Source organism: Nocardia niwae NBRC 108934 = DSM 45340 (assembly GCF_001613465.1).
Taxonomy (GTDB): domain Bacteria; phylum Actinomycetota; class Actinomycetes; order Mycobacteriales; family Mycobacteriaceae; genus Nocardia; species Nocardia niwae.
Window position 1 is genome coordinate 18582 of the sequence record NZ_BDCK01000020.1, and the last position, 16996, is coordinate 35577.

15 protein-coding genes are annotated in these 16996 nt (G+C 70.5%); all 15 read right to left on the reverse strand.

Features of this window, described 5'->3' with window-relative positions; all coding sequences use genetic code 11:
* Positions 1 to 76: 76 nt before the first annotated feature.
* The 15 genes from NNI01S_RS33420 to NNI01S_RS12440 all read right to left on the reverse strand — a co-directional run bounded on the left by NNI01S_RS33420 (position 77) and on the right by NNI01S_RS12440 (position 16727).
* Positions 77 to 277, reverse strand: a complete 201-nt coding sequence (locus tag NNI01S_RS33420; protein ID WP_084488747.1) for a hypothetical protein — start codon at positions 275 to 277, stop codon at positions 77 to 79.
* A 77-nt stretch (positions 278 to 354) separates the two neighbouring features.
* The gene (gene wag31 / locus NNI01S_RS12375; protein ID WP_063020222.1) at positions 355 to 1212 is read right to left on the reverse strand and encodes a DivIVA-like cell division protein Wag31; all 858 of its coding nucleotides are present in this window, start codon (positions 1210 to 1212) and stop codon (positions 355 to 357) included.
* 69 nt (positions 1213 to 1281) lie between these two features.
* A complete protein-coding gene (locus NNI01S_RS12380) occupies positions 1282 to 1584 on the reverse strand; it encodes a YggT family protein (RefSeq protein WP_039797136.1) in 303 nt (100 codons plus the stop codon).
* 89 nt (positions 1585 to 1673) lie between these two features.
* Entirely contained in the window at positions 1674 to 2456 is a 783-nt protein-coding gene (locus NNI01S_RS12385) for a cell division protein SepF (protein ID WP_063020223.1), read from the reverse strand.
* Positions 2457 to 2561: 105 nt separating this feature from the next.
* A complete protein-coding gene (locus NNI01S_RS12390) occupies positions 2562 to 3323 on the reverse strand; it encodes a YggS family pyridoxal phosphate-dependent enzyme (protein WP_063020224.1) in 762 nt (253 codons plus the stop codon).
* A 52-nt stretch (positions 3324 to 3375) separates the two neighbouring features.
* Positions 3376 to 4104 (reverse strand): peptidoglycan editing factor PgeF, encoded by a 729-nt coding sequence (gene pgeF, locus NNI01S_RS12395; protein WP_063020225.1) that lies wholly within the window; start codon positions 4102 to 4104, stop codon positions 3376 to 3378.
* Between the two features lie 265 nt (positions 4105 to 4369).
* Positions 4370 to 5614, reverse strand: coding sequence for a cell division protein FtsZ (ftsZ, locus tag NNI01S_RS12400; RefSeq protein WP_063020226.1), 1245 nt, complete (start codon positions 5612 to 5614; stop codon positions 4370 to 4372).
* 350 nt (positions 5615 to 5964) lie between these two features.
* Positions 5965 to 6687, reverse strand: coding sequence for a cell division protein FtsQ/DivIB (locus NNI01S_RS12405; RefSeq protein ID WP_439956124.1), 723 nt, complete (start codon positions 6685 to 6687; stop codon positions 5965 to 5967).
* Between the two features lie 6 nt (positions 6688 to 6693).
* Positions 6694 to 8133 carry a UDP-N-acetylmuramate--L-alanine ligase gene (gene murC / locus NNI01S_RS12410; protein ID WP_063020456.1) on the reverse strand — a complete coding sequence of 480 codons (1440 nt, stop codon included), beginning with the start codon at positions 8131 to 8133 and terminating at the stop codon, positions 6694 to 6696.
* 128 nt (positions 8134 to 8261) lie between these two features.
* Positions 8262 to 9365 (reverse strand): undecaprenyldiphospho-muramoylpentapeptide beta-N-acetylglucosaminyltransferase, encoded by a 1104-nt coding sequence (murG, locus tag NNI01S_RS12415; RefSeq protein WP_174554397.1) that lies wholly within the window; start codon positions 9363 to 9365, stop codon positions 8262 to 8264.
* Positions 9362 to 10717 (reverse strand): putative lipid II flippase FtsW, encoded by a 1356-nt coding sequence (ftsW, locus tag NNI01S_RS12420; RefSeq protein WP_435825068.1) that lies wholly within the window; start codon positions 10715 to 10717, stop codon positions 9362 to 9364. The genes murG and ftsW overlap by 4 nt, the downstream gene beginning before the upstream one ends.
* Positions 10718 to 11030: 313 nt before the next feature.
* Positions 11031 to 12488, reverse strand: a complete 1458-nt coding sequence (gene murD, locus NNI01S_RS12425; protein WP_063020228.1) for a UDP-N-acetylmuramoyl-L-alanine--D-glutamate ligase — start codon at positions 12486 to 12488, stop codon at positions 11031 to 11033.
* 47 nt (positions 12489 to 12535) lie between these two features.
* A complete protein-coding gene (gene mraY, locus NNI01S_RS12430; protein ID WP_063020229.1) occupies positions 12536 to 13612 on the reverse strand; it encodes a phospho-N-acetylmuramoyl-pentapeptide-transferase in 1077 nt (358 codons plus the stop codon).
* A complete protein-coding gene (locus NNI01S_RS12435; RefSeq protein WP_063020230.1) occupies positions 13609 to 15147 on the reverse strand; it encodes a UDP-N-acetylmuramoyl-tripeptide--D-alanyl-D-alanine ligase in 1539 nt (512 codons plus the stop codon). Before NNI01S_RS12435 ends, mraY begins: the two co-directional genes overlap by 4 nt.
* The gene (locus NNI01S_RS12440) at positions 15144 to 16727 is read right to left on the reverse strand and encodes a UDP-N-acetylmuramoyl-L-alanyl-D-glutamate--2,6-diaminopimelate ligase (protein ID WP_063020231.1); all 1584 of its coding nucleotides are present in this window, start codon (positions 16725 to 16727) and stop codon (positions 15144 to 15146) included. The genes NNI01S_RS12435 and NNI01S_RS12440 overlap by 4 nt, the downstream gene beginning before the upstream one ends.
* Positions 16728 to 16996: the final 269 nt, after the last annotated feature.

Genomic DNA, 16996 nt, shown 5'->3' on the forward strand with positions numbered 1-16996 from the left:
CCCCGGTGATAGCCGGATCGACGCCGTATTCATGTTTGATTCTAGCCGGAGCGGTCAACTCACTTTGTGAGGCAGGTCAGCGTTTGGCATGACGACCGGGAGGCGGCGGGGAATCACCATCCGGACTCCGCATGGACAAAGCACTTACCAGCAAGAGCATCGCGCCGATGACGCACACCACGATGCAGCCCCACGCCCAGATCACCGATCCGGTGGTGAGCGCGGCCACGAGCAGGGCGAAGCCGATCGCGGCAAGGACGAGTGTCAAGACGAGCATGGTGACCCCCAAGGCATGCCGGGCGGCTCGACAGTTCCTCTAACGGTATGCGAACTGCTGTGCTGGGGCGCGGCGCGTTACTTGCCGCCCTTGGCGAACGACGCCGGCGCGAGGTTGTTCGCCGTGTTGGCGTCCGCGAAGGCTTCGCCGCCGTCGACCGGAACCGCCGAACCACGGTTCTCCAGCTCCTCGAGCTGCGACTCCAGGTACGACTTCAACCGCACCCGGTACTCCCGCTCGAACGTCTTGAGCTGCTCGATCCGGCTCTCCAGGACGCTGCGCTGCTGGGTGATGGTCGCCATGATCTCGGTGTGCTTGCGCTCCGCGTCCGCCTGCAGCGCGTCGGCCTTCTCCTTGGCCTGGCGCAGCTGGCTGTCCGAGCGGCTCTGCGCGTCCGACAGCATCGCGTCCGACTTCTGGCGGGCATCGGCGATCATGGCCTCCGACCGCGTCCTGGCATCTCCGACCAGTCGCTCGGAATTCGCCCGGGCATTCGACAGCAAGCTCTCCGCCTCGGCCTTGGCGTCGCTGGTCAGCCGGTCCGCCATCTCCTGGGCGAGGCTGAGCACCTTGGCGGCCTGCAAGTTCGCGTCCGCGCCCGGAGCGTCCTTGGCCACCGGCGCGGCGGGCATCGGGGCGGGCGGCGCGGCGGGCACCGGAGGCTTGATCGGTTCCGGCGGAGGCGGCGGGGCCTGCGGAATCGGCGCTTTCACGGTGTTCGCCACGGCCGGGCCGCGGTTCTTCTTGGCGTCGGCCAATTCCGCGTCGAGTTCGGCGACCCGCTGGCGCAGATCGGCGTTCTCCTCGATGAGGCGCGAGAGCTCCTGCTCCACGAGATCCAGGAACGCGTCGACTTCATCCTCGTTGTAGCCGCGCTTCCCGATCGGCGGTTTGCTGAACGCGACGTTGTGCACATCGGCTGGGGTCAGCGGCATGGAAGGATCCCTTCACGCGTCTTTTGGAGATCTAGCAGATCTAGCAAGCTGTCTTCACGGCCCATTCTGTCACACCGGAGCTACCGGTTGCCCGAGCCTGCCCACGATCGACATCAGGATGAAGACGATGAAAAGCAGGACCATAATCGACAGATCCAGGCGAATTCCGCCCAGCGACACCGGGGGTATCAACCGCCTCAGCAGTTTCACCGGGGGATCGGTGATCGTGAAGATCACCTCCAGGACGACGACCACGACACCGGTAGGACGCCAGTCTCGGGCAAAGCTACGGATGAACTCGACGATCACCCGGCTGATCAGCAACAGCCAGAAGATGAACAGTACGAAGTACAGCACCGCGAACAAGGCCACGAGTTCACTCTGCCGCAAAAATCGCTTCGCGCAAAATGACCGCGCCGCACAACCTGCACCCGGTCTGCTTCACCCCCCAGATCACGAGCTTATTTCTGGTTGTAGAAGCCGGTTTCCGCGATGCGCCTGCGTTCTTCCGCTGATACGTCGACATCCGCCGGTGAGAGCAGGAACACTTTCGTCGCGACCTTGTCGAACGATCCGCGCAGCGCGAAGGCGAGACCCGCGGCGAAGTCGACCAGCCGCTTGGCGTCGGCGTTGCTCAAATCCACCAGATCCATGATCACCGGATTGCCCTCACGGAAGCGCTCGCCGATGATCCGAGCCTCGCTGTAATCGCGCGGGCGCAGCGTCGTGATCTTGGACAAGGGGCCTCCGTCCTCGAAGATCCCGGGCCGCCGCACCGGGGCGGGCTCGGGACGCACGCGCTCCTCCAGCCTGCGCTCCTCGACGTCGGGGTCGACGGCGAGCGCGCCTCGTGTCGCACCGCGCAGCGGTGGCGCGCTCCCGCCCGCCCGGAACCGGCCCGACGGGGCGGACTCGATCCGAGTGGGACGCCGGGGTGCGTCGTAGCGATCGTCGCCGTAGGGCTCGTCGACGTAGTCGTCGCGGCGCGACACCGAGTAACCCGGCTTGTACGGGGACTTGTAAGCGGGCTCGGGATAGTCGACATCATCGAAACGGCCTGCGCCGTACCGATCCTCGCCGTAGCGGTCGACGTAGCCGTCGCGGTCGGAGTAGTCACGGGGCCGGGGACGGCGAGCACCGCGCTCGTCCATGCCTCGGGGGGCGCGATCGTCGACGTAGTCGTCTTCGTAATCCTCGAGCGGAACCATGCCGAAGTACGCCTTGAACTTGTGCAGCGTGCTCATTGGTCGACCTTCCTTCGGCCCCGGTGGCGGCCGGGTGTTGAAGTCTTGCTCAGCCCTCGTCAGATCCCAGCATATGTGTCGAATGTGACTGATGAGGTTTCTTTGCTAGCCCGAGGTTATCGGTCGCATACCCATCAAGGCGGTACCGACACGCACAACCGTCGAACCGTGTTCGATCGCCGATTCCAGATCACCGGACATTCCCGCGGAAAGCTCTGTCGCGTCCGGATGATCGGCGAGCAACAACGTGTGCAACATCGCAAGTCGCGCAAATGCGGCATCGGTCTGCGCCCCCAGCGGGGGAATGGCCATCAGACCCGACAAACGTAATCCCGGGGCGTCCGCAATCCGTTCGGCGAGCGCGGGAAGATCGTCCGCCGTGACGCCGCCTCGCGCGGGGTCGTCGTCCAGGCTCACCTGGAGCAACACCCGCAGCGGTTCGGTGCGCTCGCCCGCCTCCAGCGCAGCCACGGCACCGGCGTCAAGAGCGGTTGCCAGACGTTCGCTGTCGATCGAGTGGACGGTGTGCGCCCAGCGGGCGACGCCGCGCGCTTTGTTCCGCTGCAACCGCCCGATCATGTGCCAGCGGATGCCGGTGAGGTCTTCCTCACGCAGGGCCGTCACCTTGGCGGCGGCTTCCTGCTCGCGCGACTCGCCGAACTCGCGCCGGCCGAGCCGGTGCAGGATCGCCACGTCCGAGGCGGGGAAGAATTTCGTCACCGGCAGCAGCCGCACCGAATCCGGCGCCCGCCCGGCCGCGCGGCATGCCGCGTCGATGCGAGCGAGCAGGCCCGACAGATTGTCCGACAGCTCGGCGGTGCGGGCCGCGAGCGTACCGTCCACCGCGGTCTTCGCTTCGGCGCTCATGCCAGCGCCCCGGCCACGCTCGACGGCACCCCGCGGGCGGCAGCTCGCGCGCTCACGCGGCGGCCTCCATCCAGATCACGCCGCCGATCCGTCCGGTCGGCGCGCCACGGCGATGGCTGAACAGCGTGTGGTCCTCGATGGTGCAGCGCGGGTCGACGGCGATCGCCCGGACGCCTGCCTCGGTGAGCTGCCGGGAGATGCCCGCGCGCAGATCCAGCCCAGGGGTGCCGCGGACCGTGGTGGTCGCGCTGCCGGGCAGATGCGCTTCGACGTCGGCGCGCATGGCGGCCGGGACCTCGTACTGACGGCCGGAGGCGGCAGGCCCGAGCAAAGCGCCCACCCGGTCCAGCCGGGCGCCGACCGACACCATGGCCTCGAGCACGCGCGGCACGATGCCGATGCGAGCGCCGATCCGCCCCGCGTGCACGGCGGCGATCACGCCCGCCTCGTCGTCGGACAGCAGGATGGGCACGCAGTCGGCGGTGAGCACGACCAGCGCGAGCCCGGGCACGGTGGTCACCAGCGCGTCGGTGGCGGGAACCGGTTCGGCGCGCGGGCCGTCGACGATCTCCACGGTGCGGCCGTGGATCTGCTCCATCCACACCAGGCGCTCGGGCGGCAGGCCGATGCCCTCGGCCAGGCGGTCGCGGTTGCGCCGCACGGCCGCCGGATCATCGCCGACGTGGTCACCCAGATTGAACGAGTCGTAGGGGGGCGCCGAGAAGCCTCCGGACCTGGTCGTGGTGACCCGTCGGACAGTGATGGTCGGCGCGATAGTCATGGCGACGAGCGTAGTGGCGCTCCCCGAACGGCGTCGAAATGCCCAGGTAGAGAGCTGATCTTCCCCCGGGGCGGGGACGGTTGCCCCGCGTCGGGCACTCGAGCCCGATCCCGCCCGGCCGGCCTACGCGCCGGCGTTCCCCGTGTTCGTTCGATAGTCGTGCTGCGGGACACCACTCCCCGTGTCCCTCCGACGCGTCCCGGCGCGAGCCGGGATCGCTCTTTCCAGCTCGGTCCCGGCCTGCGCCGGAACCACACTCCAGCGCTCAGCCCCGCCGCATGAACGACGGCACGTCCACGTCGTCGTCATCGTCGCCCGCGTCCGGCGGCGTGATGTGCGATCGCGAGTTGCTCGTCACGGTCGGCTCGCCCAGGGTGCGCGGTCGTTCGGTGTCCCGGTAGCTCGGCAGCGTGCCACGACCCGTCGTGCCGGTGGGAGACGTGCTCGGGGTGCTGTCGCTGCCGCGCGCCGCGATCTCGCTGGTGCGGCTCTGCCCGATCTCCCCCGAGCGCGCCGTGCCGATGGCGCCGCGACCCGCGCTCTCGAAGGTGCGCCGGGCCGGGCCGCCGCCGTCGAAGCCCGCCGCGATCACGGTGACCCGGACCTCGTCTCCGAGCGAATCGTCGATCACCGTGCCGAAGATGATGTTGGCCTCGATGTGCGCGGCCTCCTGCACCAGCGATGCCGCCTCGTTGATCTCGAACAGACCGAGGTCCGACCCGCCCGCGATCGACAGCAGCACTCCGTGCGCACCGTCCATGGACGCTTCCAGCAGCGGTGAATTGATCGCGGACTCGGCGGCCTTCACCGAACGGCCCTCGCCACGCGCCGAACCGATGCCCATCAGCGCGCTGCCCGCGCCGGACATCACGCTCTTGACGTCGGCGAAGTCGACGTTGATCAGACCGGGGGTGGTGATCAGGTCGGTGATGCCCTGCACACCGTTGAGCAGCACCTCGTCCGCGGAACGGAAAGCGTCCATCAGACTCACGGCCGCGTCGCCGAGTTGCAGCAGCCGATCGTTCGGGATCACGATCAGCGTGTCGCACGACTCGCGCAGCAGGTTGATGCCGACCTCGGCCTGGTTCCCGCGCCGCTTGCCCTCGAAGGAGAACGGACGCGTGACCACGCCGATGGTGAGCGCACCGAGCTTGCGGGCGATCTGCGCGACGACCGGGGCGCCACCGGTGCCGGTGCCGCCGCCCTCGCCCGCGGTCACGAAGACCATGTCGGCGCCCTTGAGCACCTCTTCGATCTCGTCCTTGTGGTCCTCGGCGGCCTTGCGCCCGACCTCGGGGTCCGCGCCGGCTCCCAGACCGCGGGTCAGCTCACGGCCGACGTCGAGCTTGACGTCGGCATCGCTCATCAGCAGCGCCTGGGCGTCGGTGTTGACCGCGATGAACTCGACACCTTTGAGTCCCTGCTCGATCATCCGGTTGACGGCATTCACACCGCCGCCGCCGATACCGACGACCTTGATCACCGCAAGGTAGTTGTGCGGGGGCGTCATGGGCTCTCGCCTTCCTTCGATCTAAAGCCTGTCGTTTCCGGATTCTCGGCACGCCGCTTCGCGGCCCGCTCCGGGGTCGGGTCGCTGGAAAAGCGAACCGCGGCTCGGGCAAACTCTAAAGCTCAACCATAGGGTTAGCGTTATGTCAAGTATCCGACTGTTGCGGAACGCTATTCGCAGCCGACGCGATACGCGCGCAGGCGCGCCGAAACGAAAGCCAGAATCTTGCGTGATCCCGCTCGTCTCGCCGCTCCACACGTCGTATGGTGAACGGTTGCCCCCCGGCCCCCTTCTCCGCGCCGGAACTCCTTCCGGACCGCCGAAAAATACCTGGGCGCAATGGGTGTGGATCACTTTACCGTGACCAGATTGGGACTCGACACATCGAACACCGTTCCGGGGCGCGTCAACAACGGCAACACCACCGCCGCCTTTCGTTCGGCGTCGTCGCTCCCGCCCCAGAGTACCGTGCGGCCGTCCTTCAGATTCAGCGAAATGTCCGAAAGGGACCGCGCCGCAACCTCACTCACCTGAACCGCCAGCGCAGGCGGCACGATGGCGAGTATCGCGACCGCCGCCCTGGTCACCGGATCGGCGCTGCCGGGATGATCGGTGATCAACTTCGGCACGCCGATCGGCGCGGGCTCGACCGCGAATTCCACGCCGTCGGCGTCCAGCAGATGCGCGCCCTCCTGGCTCTCGTAGAACAACACCGCCGCGCGCTCGACGACCGTCACCCGGATCGTGGACGGAAATATCCGCTGCACGCGCGCTGTGCGCACTTTCGGAATGCTCGCCACCCGCCGTGCCATGGCGTCGGTGTCGATCCGCAGTATCGAGCGGCCGGACGGGATTTCGAGTCGATCCCGTACTTGCTGCTCGGGCGCCGCCACCGCCCCGTCGATCCGCACGGTGCGCACCGAGAGCACAGGGGTGAACCAGGCGACGGCACCGACCACTGCAAGGACGCACACGCTCAGCAATCCCCACAGCCGGACCCGGCGCCATTCGACCTCGCCGAACCGTTCACCCACGCGACGCCCGGCCGCGCGCGCCGACCCGACTACGCGCACCCCCGGTCACCGTCCGTGCTGGGGACGCGCCCGTAATCCGTCGAGAATCTGGCTGCCGAGCATCGTCACGTCGCCCGCGCCCATGGTGATCACCACGTCGCCCGGCAACGCCAGCCCCGCGACCTGGCGCCCGACCCGCGACATATCCGGTTGATAGTGCACCGGCTTCGTCACCGACTGAGCGACCAGCGCTCCGTTCACGCCGGGCAACGGCTTCTCCCGCGCGCCGTAGACATCGAGCACGACGACCTCGTCGGCCAGGCTCAGCGCGGCGCCGAAGTCCTGCGCGAAGGTCGCGGTGCGGCTGTAGAGATGCGGCTGGAAGACCACGATCACCCGGCCCTGCCTGGAGCGGGCGCCGTCACGGGCCTCCTGCTGAACCAATTCGGCGGCGGCGCCGAGCACGGCTCGCACCTCGGTGGGGTGGTGGGCGTAGTCGTCGAACACCCGCACGCCGTTCTCCCGCCCGGCGAACTGGAACCGGCGGTGCACGCCGCCGAACCCTTCCAGGCCCTGGACGATCTCCCCCACGTCGGCGCCGGTGGCCCGGGCGGCGAGCAGGGCCCCGAGCGCGTTGAGCGCCATGTGCCTGCCCGGCACCGACAGGCGCACCGTGCGCGGCGCGGCCTCGTCGGCGAGCTGGAACTGCGCGATGCCGCCGACGTCGCGCGGCTCCCAGCTGTGCAACCGGGCGCCCACCGGGACCGGCGCGTCCGCGAGGTCACCGGAGCCGTAGCCCAGGACCTGGACGTTCCGCTCGGCCAAGCGCTCACCGACCCGCTCGGCCAGTGCCCGCGAGCCCGGATCGTCCAGGCACACCACCAGCAGGCCGCCCGCGGCGAGCCGATCGGCGAAGTCGTCGAAGACCTGCACGTAGGCCTCGTCGGAGCCGAAGAAATCCAGGTGGTCGGACTCGATGTTGGTGACGACGGCGACGTCGGGGTCGTACTGCAGCAGGGAGCCGTCGCTCTCGTCGGCCTCCGCCACGAAGATGTCGCCGGTGCCGTGGTGGGCGTTGGTGCCCGCCTCGTTCAGCTCGCCACCCACCGCGAAGGACGGATCGAGACCACAGTGCTGCAACGACACGATGAGCATCGAGGTGGTGGAGGTCTTGCCGTGCGTGCCGGAGACGAGCAGGGTGCGATGCCCCCGCATGAGCGCGGCCAGCACCGCGGGGCGCAGCAGCACCGGGATCTCACGCCGACCGGCCTCGACCAGTTCGGGATTGGTCTTCGGGATGGCCGCGTACGTCGTGACCACCGCGGTCGGGCCGCCGGGCAGCAGATCCAACGCGGAAGCGTCATGGCCGATCCGCACCTGCGCGCCGCGAGCGCGCAACGCCAGCACGCCCCGGCTCTCCTTCGCGTCCGACCCGGAGACGGCGCCGCCGCGGGCCAGCAGGATCCGCGCGATACCGGACATCCCGGCCCCGCCGATGCCGACCATGTGCACGCGCTCCAGCTCCTGGGGCAGGCCGGTCCGTTCGGCGGTGTTGTCCGGCGCCACCCGGTCGGCGGTGCCCGGCGCCACCCGGTCGGCGTTGTCCGGCGCCACCCGGTCGGCGGTCGTGTCGCTCATCGGCGCGCCACCTCCATCGCGATCCGCGCCACCTCGTCGGCGGCGTCGCGGTGCCCGGCGCCTGCGGCGGCCCGGCCCATCTCGATCAGCCGTTCGGGGTCCATGAGCAGCGGAATCACCTCATCGATCACGTACTTCGGCGTCAACTCGGAATCGGGGACAATTCTGCCACCGCCCTGGCGCACCACGGGCCGGGCGTTGAGTTCCTGCTCCCCGTTGCCGTGCGGCAGCGGCACGTAGAACGCGGGCAGCCCGACCGCGGAGACCTCCGCGACGGTCATCGCGCCCGACCGGCAGACCACCGCGTCGGCGGCGGCGTAGGCGAGGTCCATCCGGGACAGATAGGGCACCGCCACGTACCGGGCGACGTCCGCACCGGCCTCGTCCACCTCGAGAGTGTTCTTGGGACCGTGCGCGTGCAGCACCGAGATGCCCGCGGCGGCGAGCTGCGGAGCGGCGCCGGATACCGCCTCGTTCAGCGTCCGCGCGCCCTGCGAGCCACCGAAGACCAGCAACACCGGCCCTTCGGCCGGAAGACCGAAGTGCGCCCGCGCCTCGGCGCGCAGAGCGGCCCGGTCCAGGCCGGTGATCGAGGCGCGCACCGGGATGCCCACCACCCGCGCGTCCGGCAGACCGGAGTCCGGGACCGCCGCGAGCACCCGCGCGGCCCGGCGAGCGCCGACCTTGTTCGCGATACCGGCCTTCGCGTTCGCCTCGTGCACCACCACCGGGACCGGACGCCTGCGGCGCAGCATGCCCGCGCCCGCGGCGAGATACGCCGGAAGCGCCACGTAACCGCCGAAACCGATGATCACGTCGGCCTCGACCGCATCGATGATCGCCCGGGTGGCGGCCATCGAGGCCCGCACCCGGCCGGGCAGCCGCAACAGATCGGCGGTGGGTTTGCGCGGCAACGGGACCGGAGGGATGAGTTCGAGCGGATAGCCGCGTTCGGGGACCAAGCGAGTTTCCAGGCCGCGTTCGGTGCCCAGTGCCGTCACCCGGACGGAATCGTCGAGCCGCCGCAACGCGTCGGCCACCGCCAGTGCCGGTTCGATGTGGCCCGCCGTGCCGCCGCCCGCGACGATTACCGAGATCACCTGGATCTTCCCCGTTCTCTTGCGTGATTGACCGGATAGCTGGGTTCCCAAGCCCGGGTGGCGCGCGCCGAGCTGGTGCCGCGGCTCTCCGGCGAGCGGCGCCGCGCCGGTTCCGCGCCGAACCGGCCGCCCCGCCCCCGCGGGAGCGCCGACGGTCCGCGGTCGGCCTGCCGCGGCGCCCGGCCGCGACGGGACCCGCTCGCCCGAGCCGGTGCGTACACCTCGGGTTTGGGCAACCGCAACAGCCTACTGAAACGACCGTCCTGTCCGGCGTGCAGCGCCGCGACGGCCTCCGGCTCGTGTCGCGCGGCGTTGGCGATGAGCCCGAACATGAGCAGGGTGATCGCGAGCGACGAACCACCGGCCGACACCAGGGGCAGCTGCAGCCCGGTGACCGGCAGCAGACCGACCACATAGCCGATGTTGATCATGGCCTGTCCGGCGATCCACGTCGTCGCGGAGGCGGTCAGCAATTGCAGGAACGGGTCAGCCGACCGGCTGGCGATGCGCAGTCCGGTGTAGACGAACAGCGCGAACAGCCCGAGCACCAGCGCGCAGCCCAGAAAGCCCAGTTCTTCGCCGATGATCGCGAAGATGAAATCGTTGTGCGCGTTCGGCAGGTAGCTCCACTTGGCCCGGCTCTGTCCCAGCCCTCTGCCCCAGATCCCCCCGTCGGCAAGGGAATACAGGGCTTGACGCGCTTGGTAGTTGTCGCCCTGCGGATCGGAGCCCGGGTTGAAGAAGGACCGGACCCGATTGGACCGATAACCGGCCGACATGGCGAGCACGCCCGCGGCCACGACACCGGAGATCGCGATCGTCACGAACAGCCGGACCGGCAGACCGCCGAACCACAGCAGGGCGCCGAGGATGATGCCCACCGCGACCGTGGTGCTGAGATTCGGCTGGACCACGATCAACAGACACACCAGCACACCCGCCGGGACGAGCGGCACGAGGATGTCGCGCAAGCTCGATCCGATCGCGCGCCGGGAGACCAGCAGGTGCGCGCCCCAGACGATCAGGGTCACCTTCACGACCTCGGAGGGCTGCACCGAGACGGGGCCGAAGATCAGCCAGCGACGCGCACCCTGCACCTGCGTGCCGATACCCGGGATGAGAACCAGGACCAGCGCCAGCACCGATATCGCGAACAGCGGGAACGACGCCTGGCGCAACAGGCGCAGCGGAACCCGCAGGGCCAGATAGAACAGGACGGCGCCGATCGCCGCGAACAACGTCTGCTGGATGAACAGGGAGTAGGCCGACCCGCCCTCCGCGTACTCCACGACTCCGGACGCCGACAGAACCATGACCAGGCCGAGCGCCGTCAGCAGCGTGGCGATCGTCACGACCAGATGGAACGACGCGAGCGGCCGCGCCAGCCACGACGCCGGACCTCTTCCTGCCGCACCGCCACGCGGTGCTTGCGGGCCGGCCTTTCGCGCGGCCGAGGTCCGGGCTGCCCTACCGGTCCAACGCTTGCCGTTACCCGAAATCACGAAACGCTCTCCCGCCCTGCCCTCTGTCGTCGCGCTCGGAGGGCGTCCTGGCCGCGGCTGGAAGCGCCGCGACGGCGTTCACCGGTGTGGCTGCCGTTCGGACCGGGGAGACGACTCGGCCGACCGGGGCGGGCGTCCACACCGGACCCGCCCCGGTCGGCAGTCACCGCAAACCCCCGGCGTCGGTGGTTCCCAGGTCACCGTCTTCCAGGGCGTGCACCGCCGCGGCGAAGCTGCGGCCCCGATGGGTGTAATCCTCGAACATGTCCAGCGACGCGGCGGCGGGTGCCAGCAGCACGGTGTCGCCGCGGCGGGCGAACCCCGCGGCCGCTCGCACCGCCCGCGCCATGACGGCGTCGGCCGCGGCGGCTTTCGACGCTTCGTCACCCATCTGTGCATCGTCTCCCGCGACCAGCTCCACCACGGGGACCTCGGGCGCGTGTCGCGCCAGCGCCGCCGCGAGCACCGGCGCGTCCATGCCGATCAGCACCGCCGCGACCAGCCGGTCGGCGACCTCCTCGACGAGGTCCTCGACGTGCGCGCCCTTGAGCTGGCCACCGGCCACCCAGACCACCTGCGGATGCGCCAGGATCGATGACCGCGCGGCATGCGGATTGGTGGCCTTGGAGTCGTCGACGAACTCGACGCCGCTCAGCTCGCGCACGAACGCCGCCCGGTGCGGGCCGACCTTGTGCTCGATCAAGCCCTCCCGGACGAACTGCGGCGCCACGTCGATCGCCCTGGTCAGCGCGGACGCGGCGAGCGCGTCGGCGACGCCGGCGGGGCCGGGCGGGCTGATGTCGCCGACCTCGGCCAGGATGGCGGCCTTGGTGAACGCGCGGTCGAGCAGCTTGCCGTCCACCACACCGAGCTCGCCGTCGGCGGGCACTCCGACCCGGAAACCCACGGTCCGGCGGGCCTTGGACTTGCGGGCCAGCGAGGCCGCGACCGGATCGTCCAGGCCGACCACGCCGACCCGGCCGACCAGCGCCCTGGCCTTGGCCGCGGCGTAGGCGTCCAGGCCGCCGTGCCAATCCAGGTGATCCTCGGCCACGTTGAGCACGACCCCGGCCTCCGGGCGCACCGACGGCGCCCAGTGCAGCTGGAACGACGACAGCTCGACCGCGAGCACCTGCGGACCGGGGTTGCGCCGCAGGGCGTCCAGGATGGGAAGGCCGATATTGCCGCAGGCGACGCTGGCGATGCCCGCGGCGCGCAGGATCGCGTGGGTCATCTGGGTCGTGGTGGTCTTGCCGTTGGTGCCGGTGACGACCAGCCATTTGCGGACCGGGCCGTAGATCCTGGCCTGGTCGACCCACCAGGCGAACTCCACGTCGCCCCACACCGGCGTGCCCTCGGCCACCGCGGACGCCAGCACCGGCGAGTCCGGCCGCCAGCCCGGGCTGGTGATCACCAGCGCGAAGCGGCTCCAGTCCGCGTTCTCCAGTTCCGCGGTGGTGGCCACGTCCAGCCCGAGTCCGGCCGCCTCCGCCAGCGCCGCCGCGCCGCCGTCGGTGACCACCGGGCGCGCGCCGATGTCGAGCAGCGGTTCGACCAGCGAGCGTCCCGACACTCCCCAACCGGCGACCAGGACGTCGCGGCCGCGCAGGAATTCCAGCATGGGCCCTGGTGAGCGCAGGGCCCGCGGAGAATGTTCGACCATCTCGCTCACCCGACCGCGGAGAGGTATTCGCTGTAGAACAGCCCGAGTCCGACAGCGGAGGCCATCGCGGCCAGCAGCCAGAATCTGATGATCACCGTAGTCTCGGCCCATTTGCTGAGCTCGAAGTGATGGTGGAACGGCGCCATCTTGAACAACCGGTTGCGCGTCGTGCGGAAGACCGCGACCTGCAACACCACCGACGCCGTCTCGGCGACGAACAGCGCGCCGATCACGATCATCAGCAGTTCGGTCCGGGTGGTGATGGACAGGCCGGCCAGCAGGCCGCCCAGCGCGAGCGAACCGGTGTCGCCCATGAAGATCTTGGCCGGGGCGGCGTTCCACCACAGGAACCCGACGCACGCCGCCGCGCCCGCGGCGCAGACCAGCGCGAGGTCGAGCGGATCGCGCACGTTGTAGCAGCCGGTCTCCGGCTTGGTCTCGCAGGCGTGGTAGTACTGCCAGAACGTGATGATCACGTATCCGCCCAGCACCAGGCTCATCGATCCGGCGGCCAGCCCGTCGAGTCCGTCGGTGAGGTTGACCGCGTTGGACCAGGCGACCACCACGAAGCAGACGAACACCAGGAAGACGACCACGCCCATGGTCACCGTGCTGATGTCACGCACGTAGGACAGGTGCCTGCTGGCCGGGGTCAGCCCGCTCGCGCCGCGGAACTGCAGGGCGAGGAAGCCGAAGATCACGGCCGCCGACAGCTGGCCGAGATACTTGCCCGCCGCGGTCAGACCCAGGTTGCGCTGCTTGCGGATCTTGATGAAGTCGTCGATGAAACCGACCGCGCCCAGGGCCGTGGCCAGGCCGAGCACCAGCAACGCCGACGCCGACGGCCCGTCGGCGTCGTAGCCGATGCCGATCAGATGGGAGCCGAGGTAACCGGCCCACATGCCGACCAGAATGGCGACGCCGCCCATGGTGGGCGTCCCGCGCTTGGCCTGGTGGCTGGCGGGACCGTCGACCCGGATCTCCTGCCCGAAGCCCTGCTTGGCGAACAACCGGATCAGCAGCGGGGTGAGCAGGATCGAGACCGTCAGCGCGATCGCCGCGGCGAAGAGAATCTGTCTCATCCTGCTGCCTCCGTGTCCTGTCCCACCCCGCTGTTCGCCGCGCCGCCGCGTGCGGCCGCGGTGCCCGGGTCGGTCAGATGCTCGGCGACCTCCCACAAGCCGACCGACTTCGATGCCTTCACCAGCACCACGTCGCCCGGTTCGACTTCCCGCTCGAGCAGCGCGATCGCCGCGCCGATGTCGGGTACCAGGACCGATTCCTCGCCCCAGGACCCTTCCATCACCGCGCCCTGGTGCAGGGCGCGGGCGGGCCGTCCGGTGCCGACCACGACCACCCGGCTGACGTCCAACCGCACCGCGAGCCGCCCGATGGCGTCGTGCTCGATGACCGATTCCTCGCCGAGCTCGGCCATCTCGCCCAGCACCGCCCAGCTGCGCCGCGGCGTCTCGGCCGCGCGCGCCATGCTGACCAGCGCCTTGAGCGCGGCGCGGACCGAATCCGGATTGGCGTTGTAGGAGTCGTTGACGACGGTGACGCCGTCCGCGGTGGTCCGCACGTCCATCCGGCGGGCGGACGCGGCGCGCGCAGCGGACAGGGCCGCGGTGACGGTGTCCAGGTCGGCGCCGCATTCCAGGGCGACCGCGATCGCCGACAGCGCGTTGCCCACCTGGTGCTCGCCGTGCACAGCCAAGCGCACCGGAGCGCTGCCCGCGGGCGTGTGCACGGTGAACGCGGCCCTGGCCTGGTCGTCGAGCCGGATGTCGGTGGCCCGCACGTCGGCGGTCGCGGCTTGCCCGACGGTCACCACCCGCGCCGTTGTGCGCGCGGCCATCGCCGCGACCTGCGGATCGTCGGCGTTGAGCACGGCCAGCCCGGTCGGCGGCAACGCCTCGACCAGTTCGCCCTTGGTCTTCGCGATGGCCTCGCGGCTGCCGAACTCACCGAGATGCGCGGTGCCCACGTTGAGCACCACGCCGATACTCGGCGGCGCCACCTCGGCCAGCGCGGCGATGTGGCCCGGCCCGCGCGCGGACAGCTCGAGCGCCAGGAAACGAGTGCTCGCGTCGGCGCGCAACGCGGTCCACGGGTGGCCGAGCTCGTTGTTGAACGAACCCGGAGGGGCCACCACCGTGCCCAGCGGCGCCAGGACGGCGGCCAGCAGGTCCTTGGTGGAGGTCTTGCCGGACGAGCCGGTGACGCCGACGACGGTGAGCCCGCCTGCGGCGACGAGACGCGACACGCTGGCGCGGGCCAGCGCGGCGAGCGCGGTCAGCACGGCGGCGCCGGATCCATCCGAATCATGGCTGAGCGCAACCGAACTCGACGGTACGGCGCCGCGGGCGGGGGTGACCACGATGGCGGGCACACCTACCGGCCGCGCCGCGAGCACCGCCACCGCGCCCGCGGCGATCGCCGCGTCCGCGTAGTCGTGGCCGTCGGAGCGCTCGCCCGGCAGCGCCAGGAACAGGTCGCCGGAACCGATTCGGCGCGAATCGAATTCGACCGCGCCGGTCACTCGCACCTCCGGGTCTGCGACGTCGTGCAGCGTGCCGCCGACGACCTCCGCGATCTCCCGCAGTGTCATCTCGATCATGAAACCGTCAAGTCCTCCGCGTGGTTACCTTGCGGACTACGTCTTTCCAATGCGGCCGCGAGTACGTCGCGGTCGTCGAAGGGGTGCTTCACGCCCTGGATCTCCTGCCCTGCCTCATGTCCCTTGCCCGCGATCAGCACCACGTCACCGGGGCGCGCCCACGCCACCGCCGCCGCGATGGCTTCTGCTCGGTCACCGATCTCCCGCACCTCGCCGCGTTCGGCCTCCGGGACCTCCAGCGCACCGGAGCGCAGGGCGGCGCGAATGGCCGCCGGGTCCTCGGTGCGCGGGTTGTCGTCGGTGATGATCAGCAGGTCGGCGCCGCGCGCGCTCACTGCGCCCATCAGCGGCCGCTTCGCCGCGTCCCGGTCGCCGCCCGCGCCGACCACCACCGCGAGCCGTCCCGCGGTGTCCGCCGCGAGATGACCTCGCAGCGTGGCGATCACCGACTCCAGCGCCGCGGGCTTGTGCGCGTAGTCGACGATCGCCAGGAAGTCCTGTCCGCGCTCCACCCGCTGCATCCGGCCGGGGACGTCCACGGTCGCCAGCGCGGGCGCCGCGACCGACGGATCGACGCCGGCGGCGGCGCACACCGCTACCGCGAGCAGGCCGTTGGCGACGTTGTAGTGGCCGGGAAGCCGCAGCCGCACCGGGATCTCCCCGAGCGGGCCGGCCGCGGTGAAGTCTTGTTCGCCGCCGTGCGCCGCCACCGCACCGGCGACGCTCCAGGCGGCGGCCCGGGTGGTCGACACGGTGACGGGGCCGGGCAGACCGGCGGCCAGCCGCCGCCCCCACTCGTCGTCCACGCAGACCACCGCGGTGCGTGCCGCGACCGGCGAATCCGGTTCGAACAGTTTGCGTTTGGCGGCGAAGTAATCCTCGAAGTCGGCGTGGAAGTCGAGGTGGTCCTGGGACAGGTTGGTGAACGCGCCCACCGCGAACCGCACCCCGTCCACCCGGCCCAGCGTCAGCGCGTGGCTGGACACCTCCATCACGACCGCGTCCACGCCCTGCTCGACCATCAGCGCGAACATCGCGTGCAACTGCGGCGCCTCGGGCGTGGTCAGGGCGCTCGGCACCCGCCTGCCGCCGATCCTGGTCTCGATGGTGCCGATCAGCGCGGTGGACAGGCCGGCGGCGGCCAGGCCCGCCTCCACCAGGTAGGAGGTCGTGGTCTTGCCCGAGGTGCCGGTGATCCCCACGATGCGCAGCCGCTCGGACGGATTGCCGTAGATCGTCGCCGACAGCTCGCCGAGCACGGCTCTCGGGTTCTCCCGCACCAGCACCGGCACATCCAGCGGCCCGGCCAGCTCCGCGCCCGCCGCGTCGGTCAGCACCGCCACCGCGCCCCGGGCGACGGCGTCGCGCGCGAATCGCGCACCGTGCGCGCGGGCGCCGGGCAGCGCGGCGAACAGGTCACCGGGCAGCACGGCGTTCGAGCGCTGCTCGATGCCGGTGACCGACACGCCGCGCACAGCCGACTCGGGACCCGTCGCAGCCCCGATGACGGCGGCCAGCGACGCCAGCGGCGTTGACGGCGAATGCTCTGGCCGCAATGCGCGCGGTTGACCGGACTGCACAGAAACCAGGCTCCTTTCGGGGGCGGTGATCGACGTGTCAGGTTACCGGCGACCGGTCACGGCGGGACCATGCGCCCCATCGCAAGGCCCGGGAGGTCGCCCACCGCACCCTACGGGTTCGCCCGCCCGGTCCGGACCGCGCCACGCGGCACCCGGACGCCGCCGCTCGAGGACGCGGTGCGCACGGCGGGCCGCCGCGCGTCCTCGCCCCCCGAATACCGCACTCACCTGCTGTTTCCTCCGCACAGGTCCGACGTCTCGCACCGATC

Excerpts from the sequence above, each read along its gene's own strand:
- NNI01S_RS33420 (WP_084488747.1), bottom strand. The coding sequence starts at position 277 with ATGCTCGTCTTGACACTCGTCCTTGCCGCGATCGGCTTCGCCCTGCTC.
- wag31 (WP_063020222.1), bottom strand. The coding sequence starts at position 1,212 with ATGCCGCTGACCCCAGCCGATGTGCACAACGTCGCGTTCAGCAAACCG.
- NNI01S_RS12385 (WP_063020223.1), bottom strand. The coding sequence starts at position 2,456 with ATGAGCACGCTGCACAAGTTCAAGGCGTACTTCGGCATGGTTCCGCTC.
- NNI01S_RS12390 (WP_063020224.1), bottom strand. The coding sequence starts at position 3,323 with ATGAGCGCCGAAGCGAAGACCGCGGTGGACGGTACGCTCGCGGCCCGC.
- pgeF (WP_063020225.1), bottom strand. The coding sequence starts at position 4,104 with ATGACTATCGCGCCGACCATCACTGTCCGACGGGTCACCACGACCAGG.
- ftsZ (WP_063020226.1), bottom strand. The coding sequence starts at position 5,614 with ATGACGCCCCCGCACAACTACCTTGCGGTGATCAAGGTCGTCGGTATC.
- murC (WP_063020456.1), bottom strand. The coding sequence starts at position 8,133 with ATGGTCGGCATCGGCGGGGCCGGGATGTCCGGTATCGCGCGGATCCTG.
- murD (WP_063020228.1), bottom strand. The coding sequence starts at position 12,488 with ATGCTGGAATTCCTGCGCGGCCGCGACGTCCTGGTCGCCGGTTGGGGA.
- mraY (WP_063020229.1), bottom strand. The coding sequence starts at position 13,612 with ATGAGACAGATTCTCTTCGCCGCGGCGATCGCGCTGACGGTCTCGATC.
- NNI01S_RS12435 (WP_063020230.1), bottom strand. The coding sequence starts at position 15,147 with ATGATCGAGATGACACTGCGGGAGATCGCGGAGGTCGTCGGCGGCACG.